This is a genomic window from Dolichospermum sp. UHCC 0352, from assembly GCF_009711925.1.
GTDB lineage: Bacteria > Cyanobacteriota > Cyanobacteriia > Cyanobacteriales > Nostocaceae > Dolichospermum > Dolichospermum lemmermannii.
This window is the reverse complement of the sequence record NZ_VIKY01000130.1, coordinates 23,409-31,163: the sequence shown is the minus strand read 5'-3', so window position 1 is coordinate 31,163 and position 7,755 is coordinate 23,409. Positions and strand designations below refer to the sequence as shown.

The 7,755-nt window shown below is 37.0% G+C and carries 5 protein-coding genes and 1 CRISPR repeat array; of the genes, 3 read left to right on the top strand and 2 right to left on the bottom strand.

All coding sequences use genetic code 11. The annotated features are described in order from the left end of the window. Positions 1-112: 112 nt before the first annotated feature. A complete protein-coding gene (locus FJR06_RS08870; protein WP_174783442.1) occupies positions 113-1,795 on the top strand; it encodes a transglutaminase domain-containing protein in 1,683 nt (560 codons plus the stop codon). 56 nt (positions 1,796-1,851) lie between these two features. Continuing rightward, a CRISPR array of direct repeats spans positions 1,852-2,227; the repeat unit is 31 nt; unit sequence AATTCTGATAGCCTGCGTGGCGAAGCCATGG. A gap of 231 nt (positions 2,228-2,458) precedes the next feature. On the opposite strand, the gene FJR06_RS08865 is transcribed toward FJR06_RS08870, so the two are convergent. Continuing rightward, a complete protein-coding gene (locus FJR06_RS08865; protein WP_148764815.1) occupies positions 2,459-3,316 on the bottom strand; it encodes a hypothetical protein in 858 nt (285 codons plus the stop codon). A gap of 57 nt (positions 3,317-3,373) precedes the next feature. Next, complete coding sequence (locus tag FJR06_RS08860) at positions 3,374-5,266, bottom strand: ATP-binding protein (protein WP_168651264.1); 1,893 nt, start codon at positions 5,264-5,266, stop codon at positions 3,374-3,376. A 466-nt stretch (positions 5,267-5,732) separates the two neighbouring features. On the opposite strand from FJR06_RS08860, the gene FJR06_RS08855 reads away from it, so the two are divergent. Both FJR06_RS08855 and FJR06_RS08850 read left to right on the top strand, forming a co-directional pair. Then, positions 5,733-6,422, top strand: coding sequence for a RibD family protein (locus tag FJR06_RS08855; protein WP_041458569.1), 690 nt, complete (start codon positions 5,733-5,735; stop codon positions 6,420-6,422). 51 nt (positions 6,423-6,473) lie between these two features. Then, positions 6,474-7,643 (top strand): GNAT family N-acetyltransferase, encoded by a 1,170-nt coding sequence (locus FJR06_RS08850; RefSeq protein ID WP_015083144.1) that lies wholly within the window; start codon positions 6,474-6,476, stop codon positions 7,641-7,643. Positions 7,644-7,755: the final 112 nt, after the last annotated feature.

Here is a 7,755-nt window from a genome sequence, read left to right as displayed (position 1 = left end):
GTCATTGCCAAAAATAGTTCTGCAAATGCTTCGCCGGTACAGTTGTCAGTTGCAAAAAAATATTTCTCTTCCCTGTTCCCTGTTCCCTAATAAATAATAATTTATGACTAATATGCTTAATGATATAAGTTTTCCAGTACCCAGTTTGACGGTGAACCAGATGTTTGGGCAAAAAATAATCAGACCAGTTACTGCTGCTACCTTGTACGGTATTGCTTTTATCAAGGATAGACTTATTGCTATTGATACGGTCAAAGGTCATTTATTAGAAATTGACCCTCTTACCGATAACAGCAAAATTATTAATCCCCACCAAGTCCGCGAATTTAAAGAAGTTACCGGTTTAGCTGTGTGGGAAGATGATCTTTGGGTGACTCGTGATAATAGTGTCTATTTATGTAAATTGGCATCTTTAGGTTTAGAGCATTTTGTAACTTTACCCTATCCCGCTGATGGTGTTGCCGTTTGGGAATCTACCGTTTATGTTAGTTGCCAAAGACTTGGCTATATTTTGATTTTTAACCGGGATACCCGCAAGGAAATCACCAGATTTTATGCCCCTGGTGTCGGTATCCAAAACTTGGCAGTTAGTAAAGAAACTTTATGGGTATGCGATCGCACGGAACAAACAGTTTACTCTATGGATAGAGCAACTGGAGAAGTGCGTTTCAGTGTTCTCACGGCTTTTGATTCTCCTACAGGTATCGCAGTTCAGGGGCAGGATGACACAGGCAAAGATCGTATTTATGTGGCATACTCCAGCGAAGAACCTTATATTCGGGATAATCCCAATGCTGACCCTTGTTTTGAATTAACCTACCGCGATCGCACATTTATTCATTCTCTACAATATCATTACCAAGAGGATAAACGCTACGCCCTCTCTAATGGCTATCTGATAGAAATGTCTTATGTTGAAGAAATTTCCCCCCTTGATGAAATTTATTTAGCCGATATAGAATGGCGCATAGCCCTACCCTCAGAAACCCAACGACAAAAAGTCCAACAAGTTGAACCCATTGGTTTACCATTCACAGAAGAAATCATTGACGGACAAAGAGTAGCCGTATTTAAATTTGATACCCTTGCCCCCGGTGAACGTCACATATTTGGCTGGAAGGCATTAGTAGAAGTACGCGGCATTAAACATCGCATCACCCCTAAAGATGTCGAAGATGTTCCAGAACTGTCACCAGAATTAAAAACCCGCTATCTGGTAGATGATGACGATTTAGCAATGGATACAGATATTGTTATCCGTGCAGCCCGCACAGCCGTTGGTACAGAAACTAATCTGTTACGGAAAATGTACAGTATCCGCAACTACGTTTATGATCAATTGTCTTATGCTATTAAACCTCATATTGATACACCCGATATAGCTTTAGATCGGGGTACTGGTTCATGTGGCGAATATGTAGGTGTATTACTGGCACTTTGTCGCCTGAATGGTATTCCTTGCCGCACCGTTGGTAGATATAAATGTCCAGTTTATGCCGAACATCAGGGAATTCCCCTCCAACCCGATTTTAATCATGTTTGGTTAGAGTTTTATATTCCGGGAATTGGTTGGTTGCCAATGGAATCTAATCCTGATGATCTGGAAGAAGGTGGACCATATCCTACACGATTCTTTATGGGCTTATGCTGGTATCATATCGAAATTGGTAAAGGTATCACTTTTGAAACCTTAACCAGGGATGGAATTCGCTTAACGAAAGAAGAGGTTTCCCTGGGTGACTTAGCTATTAACCATATTCGCTTCACGATTCTGAAGGAATTACCACCTTTTTAATTTTTGATTGAGGAACGAAACCCAACGTAAAATGTGTCTGATTCCGCCTGAGAATGAATTCTGATAGCCTGCGTGGCGAAGCCATGGATAATAGCGCCTGAGAATGAATTCTGATAGCCTGCGTGGCGAAGCCATGGCTAATAGCAAAAAGTCCGCTTCAGAATGAATTCTGATAGCCTGCGTGGCGAAGCCATGGCTAATAGCAAAAAGTCCGCTTCAGAATGAATTCTGATAGCCTGCGTGGCGAAGCCATGGCTAATAGCAAAAAGTCCGCTTCAGAATGAATTCTGATAGCCTGCGTGGCGAAGCCATGGCTAATAGCAAAAAGTCCGCTTCAGAATGAATTCTGATAGCCTGCGTGGCGAAGCCATGGCTAATAGCAAAAAGTCCGCCTCAGAATGAATTCTGATAGCCTGCGTGGCGAAGCCATGGCTAATAGCAAAAGTAAGCTAAAGCTGACTAAGGATAAATTTTGGGGAAATATCATAAAAATACAGTCGGCTTGAGCCGACTTTTGTTATGAGACTGGGAATTCATTCCCTGGCGGTTGCGAAAGATGAAATTTTGGGAAATCATCATAAAAATACAGTCGGCTTGAGCCGACTTTTGTTATGAGACTGGGAATTAATTCCCTGGCTGTCGCTTAACCCAACCTACGATTTTCTATTCTACATTTACCCAAAAATCTGCGGTTTTGATTTGTCCATTGCGATTAAATTGCATCCACATTTTATATGTTCCTGGTTTGGGGAATTTTGTATGAAATTCGATTTTTCCATCTGGAGTATTTTTGATTGCGTGTGCATGGATATAATCAGATGAAGTCAGGGGAGATGAACTTTTAATAATTACTAAATGTCCTTTTTCTCCCAAATAAGGTTGTAAATCTTTAATTGGTTGATTTTTGTTGTCTTTTAAGTCAAAAGTTAAGTTAATGTCTTGACCGACTTTGATTTTTGGTGCAGAAATATTCAGATTGACTTTAGTATCTGAGATAGTTTTAGTTTTGGTGAACTTTTCTAAATTTTTTGGTAATGGAACTGTACCAGGAATTGTAATATTCATTAATGAGACATTCTCCTGATTTCCAGCAGGTTTATAATCACTGAAAAGTGTATAATTTCCTGACTCTGGAAAATTTGCAGTTACTTCAAAGCGACCATTTTCTTTATATTCGGGATGAATATGATCAAAAAATTGTAAATCATCTCTCACAACAATTAAGTGCATGATTTTTTCTTGGAAAATGTCAAACTTATTAACAGGTTTTCCAGTAGAGTCTTGAATATCAATAACTAAGTTAATTGGTTGATTTGGTGATAAACTTTTCGGAGCAGTTAATTTAACTTTGGTAGTTATTTGTGAATTATTTTCATGATTCATATTTTCCATGGAATGTCCATCATGATTCGTCATTATACTAGGTGAAACTTGTGTTTCAGTAGATTTAGTATTAGATGAACAACCAGGAGCTAATAGTAAAGTTGTAACTACAAAAATACTTGAAAAAAATCGCTTCATTTTAGGAGGGTGGTAATTTGAAATTTATTGTTTGCGGAACATTTCTCAGAGCCAGAATTAACTCCTAACTCCATTTATGACCACATCTTTTTTTTCTGGATTAGGTAATAAAGCCAGATCAATCAAAGGTAATTTAATAATTACTGTTGTTCCTTGATTTAACCCCAAACTCTCTAAAGTGATTTTACCACCCATGAGTTCAATTAAATTCCGAGAGATTGCTAAACCCAATCCAGTTCCTTCAAACTTGCGCGTAGTTGTCCCGTCAACCATCACAAAGGGACGAAATAGTTTACCTTGTTCTCCTGGATCAATACCAATTCCTGTATCTTTAATAGAAACTAAAACATACTGCTGATGACGATTAATACTCATGGTAATTTGAATACTACCTTCATCAGTGAATTTAGTAGCATTACCAATAATATTAATTAACACTTGTTTGAGTTTAATGGAATCAGACTTTATAGGAATAGGCTTATCACCTATATCACAAATTAATTGTAGTCCTTTATATTGGATATTAACTGATTGTAAGTTAATTACCTCTAATAATAATTGTCGTAAATCTAGCGGTACTGTAATTACAGAAAGTTTACCCGCTTCTATTTTAGAAATATCTAGCAAATCATTAATTATTCCTAATAAATGAATTGCTGTATCATCGGCTTTTTTAAGAAACTCTAATTCTTCTTCTCTACTATCACATAAATCATCACGCACTAACCGCACACAGTTAATAATAATATTCAATGGGTTTCTTAATTCGTGAGAAGTTGTGGCTAGAAATTGACTTTTCACTTGATTGGCTGATTTAGCTTCTTTCCAAGCAATTTCTAATTCTTCAGCCCAATCTTTGAGTCTTTCTACCATTTGATCTAATGCTTGAGCTAGTTGATTAAATTCTCTAATTTTGAAGTTGCGGGGAATGGGTTGTGCCGCGTGGTGACTATGAAGATTAATAGCATAGTCGCGGAGTTCTTCTACTGGACCTGCTAAATAAGGAACTAAATAAAATGATGCCAATAAACTTGCACCAATTAAACCAACTGTTAAAACAATGAGAATTAGTTTAATTTCTTCTAAACCAAATAGGGCATTTTCCACACTTGTAACTGCTAGGATAATCCATCTTTGTGATGGTTTTGTAGTGATAGGTTTAGTAGTAGCTGTAAAACCTGCAACCAGTTCTTGTCCTTCTATAAAGGATAAATTACTGGAATTATTACTGCCACCCAAGGCATTTTTAACTATAGCTTGAATTCTGTCTACATCGGCATAATCTTTAATATTAGTACCGATTCTTTCTGGTAATGGATGAGCTAAAACTTTACCGTCTTCAGCAATGACTACCAAAAAACCCGTTAATGAGCCTGGATGATTGGGATTTTGTTGATATAATGTGGTTTTCATGCTTAATCGGTAGGCTAAATTACCACGTTGATTAGAAACAGGAATTGATAAAAATAATTGTAGTTGATTTTGTTTGTCTCTTTTACCAGTTTTTCCCGATTGGGATGGTAATATAAATTGAATATCAACGTCATTGCTAGTAAGAGATAAACCTGATGGCATAATTTCTTGAACACCACAACTACTGGCAATTATCTCACCTTTTTTAATGCGGGTTAATTGGAGACAATCAGTTTGGGTTGGTAGTTGTTTTTTTAGTTGTTTAAGAAATTGTTCAATTTGGAAAGTTGAACCTGATTGAATTACTTTAGTTTGACTAGCTGTAATTAAATTGGAGCGTAAAGCGGCAATATTATCAGTAATTTTTTCTCCTTTATTAACTGCACTTTCTGTTAAATTTTGTTGGGCAGTATTTAACAAACTAGAACGAGCTTTATTCAAGGCAACCATTTCTCCTACTAATAAAACTGGGATAAATACTAGCAGTATTCTTGTTACTAATATTTGTCGAAATGACGATTGACGAGATTTAGCCATTGTTTGTCTCACTTCGCATCTTCAAACTACGATAATAAAGATATGAAATTACACTAGTCAAGGGAGACATTTTATTAATTGATGATGAGTTTACTATTAATTTAAATTTCCAAGTTAGAAAGGAGAGAACAGGTAAGAATTAGAAATTTAAAAAATATCTCACTAATTACTGAAACATAAATTTATCAATCTTCCATCAATATCTTGTTCATTTTTCGTAGGTTGGGTTAAGTGACAGCGCAACCCGACGCTCATGTTGGGTTTCATCCTTCAACCCAACCTACAAATCAAGACTTTTCTCGATTTTGACAAAGTATTGTTCCATATACCAAATTTTATAAAATGTAGATTAAATAGTGACTGCTGTTGCATATTCATATTAATGGTGTAAAATTATTCAAAATTATCTTGTAGCTATAGATTTTTCAATAATCTATCCCCTCACAAAAAATATCAAAGCAACCCAATCATGCAAAATCGTCCTCATACCACAGTAGTTTTAGCCATGAGTGTTGATGGTAAAATAGCAGATTTTAGGCGATCGCCTGCGCGGTTTGGCTCATTGGTTGATAAAATACACTTGGAGAAACAAATTGCTGCATCTGATGCCATTTTATTTGGTGCTGGTACTCTTCGTGCCTACAGTACAACAATGACTATCACAGAGACAATACTCTTGCAACAAAGAAAAAAAGCAGACAAGCATCCCCAGCCGGTTCATATAGTGATTTCCCGTTCAGGCAATCTGAATCCGGACATTAAATTTTTTCAACAACCGGTGAGACGGTGGTTACTCACAACCTCTCTAGGAGCTTATTTTTGGCAAGAAAGATCAGAGTTTGAGCAAGTTTTAGTCTTTGAAACTGCTGCCAAAGAAATTGACATTTTGGCTGCTTTAAAATATTTAGCACGGTTACAAATTACCCGTCTAGCTATTTTGGGAGGAGGACAATTAGTGGCATCTTTCCTAGAATCTGATTTAATTGATGAAATCTGGCTCACTATTTGTCCATTAATTTTAGGTGGTAGTATTGCCCCTTCACCTGTGGAGGGGACAGGATTTTTAGCTGATCTTGCTCCTAAGTTACAATTATTAGAAGTATCCACAATAGAGCAAGAAGTATTTTTACACTATAGGATAATTCAGGAGTCATAAGTCAGGATTCAGGCGTAAATTCAAAATATAAAATTGTTGGGAAACTACACAATGATCAAAGAACACAAACCCCATTATTCTCTTGTTTGGACGCACACAATCGCCGATGTTCCCCAAGCAGACTGGGATGCTTTAGCAATGCCGTTAAAAACGCCTTTTTTAGAATGGGATTGGTTGCACAATTTGGAAATATCCCAAAGTGTTACAGCCAATACAGGTTGGTTGCCAAATCACTTGATTTTGTGGCGAGATAAAACTTTAATTGCGGCTGCTCCTTTATATTTAAAAGGACATAGCCAGGGCGAATTTGTTTTTGATCAGCAGTGGGCAGAATTAGCTTCCCGTTTAGGAATAGAGTATTATCCAAAACTGCTAGGAATGACACCATTTACCCCGGCTGAAGGCTATCGGTTTTTAATAGCTGCGGGAGAAGATGAGGAAGAAATTACGGCGGTAATCCTCCATGAAATTGATAGTTTTTGTGTGAAACATCGGATTTCTGGCTGTCATTTTCTTTATGTTGATCCCCAATGGCGACCAATTTTAGAACGCCAGGGATTTACAACTTGGCTACATCATAATTATGTTTGGGAAAATGCTAATTTTCAAACTTTTGATGATTACTTGACTGGATTTAATGCCAATCAAAGACGCAATATTAAACGGGAACGCAAAGCTGTAGAAAAGGCTGGTTTAAAATTGCAAGCATTAACAGGTGAGGAAATTCCTAATTCTCTGTTTCCGTTAATGTATGATTTCTATGCTGATACTTGCGATAAGTTTGGTTGGTGGGGAAGTAAGTATTTAACCAAGAACTTTTTTGAACAGTTGCACCATAATTATCGGCATCGAGTCGTATTTTTTGCCGCTTATAATGAGCAAGATCCACGTCAACCTGTGGGGATGTCCTTTTGTTTATTCAAAGAAGACAAACTATATGGACGCTATTGGGGGAGTTTTCAGGACATAGATTGCTTACATTTTGATGCTTGTTATTATGCACCAATTGAATGGGCGATCGCTCATGGTATCCAAAATTTTGACCCAGGAGCAGGTGGTAAACATAAAAAACGTCGGGGATTCCCTGCTACTGCTAATTACAGCCTTCACCGCTTTTACAACAACCGTTTAGGACAAATTATTTTGCCTTGGGTTCGGGAAGTAAATCAAATGGAACAAAAAGAAATGGATGCTATTAATGCAGAGTTACCTTTTAAATAAGGAAATAGATCCCCGACTTCTAAATAGATCCCCGACTTCTTTGAGAAGTCGGGGATCTGAATATTGCATATTGATGTAATCTAAAAATACTGTTTCTATAAATTTACTTTTG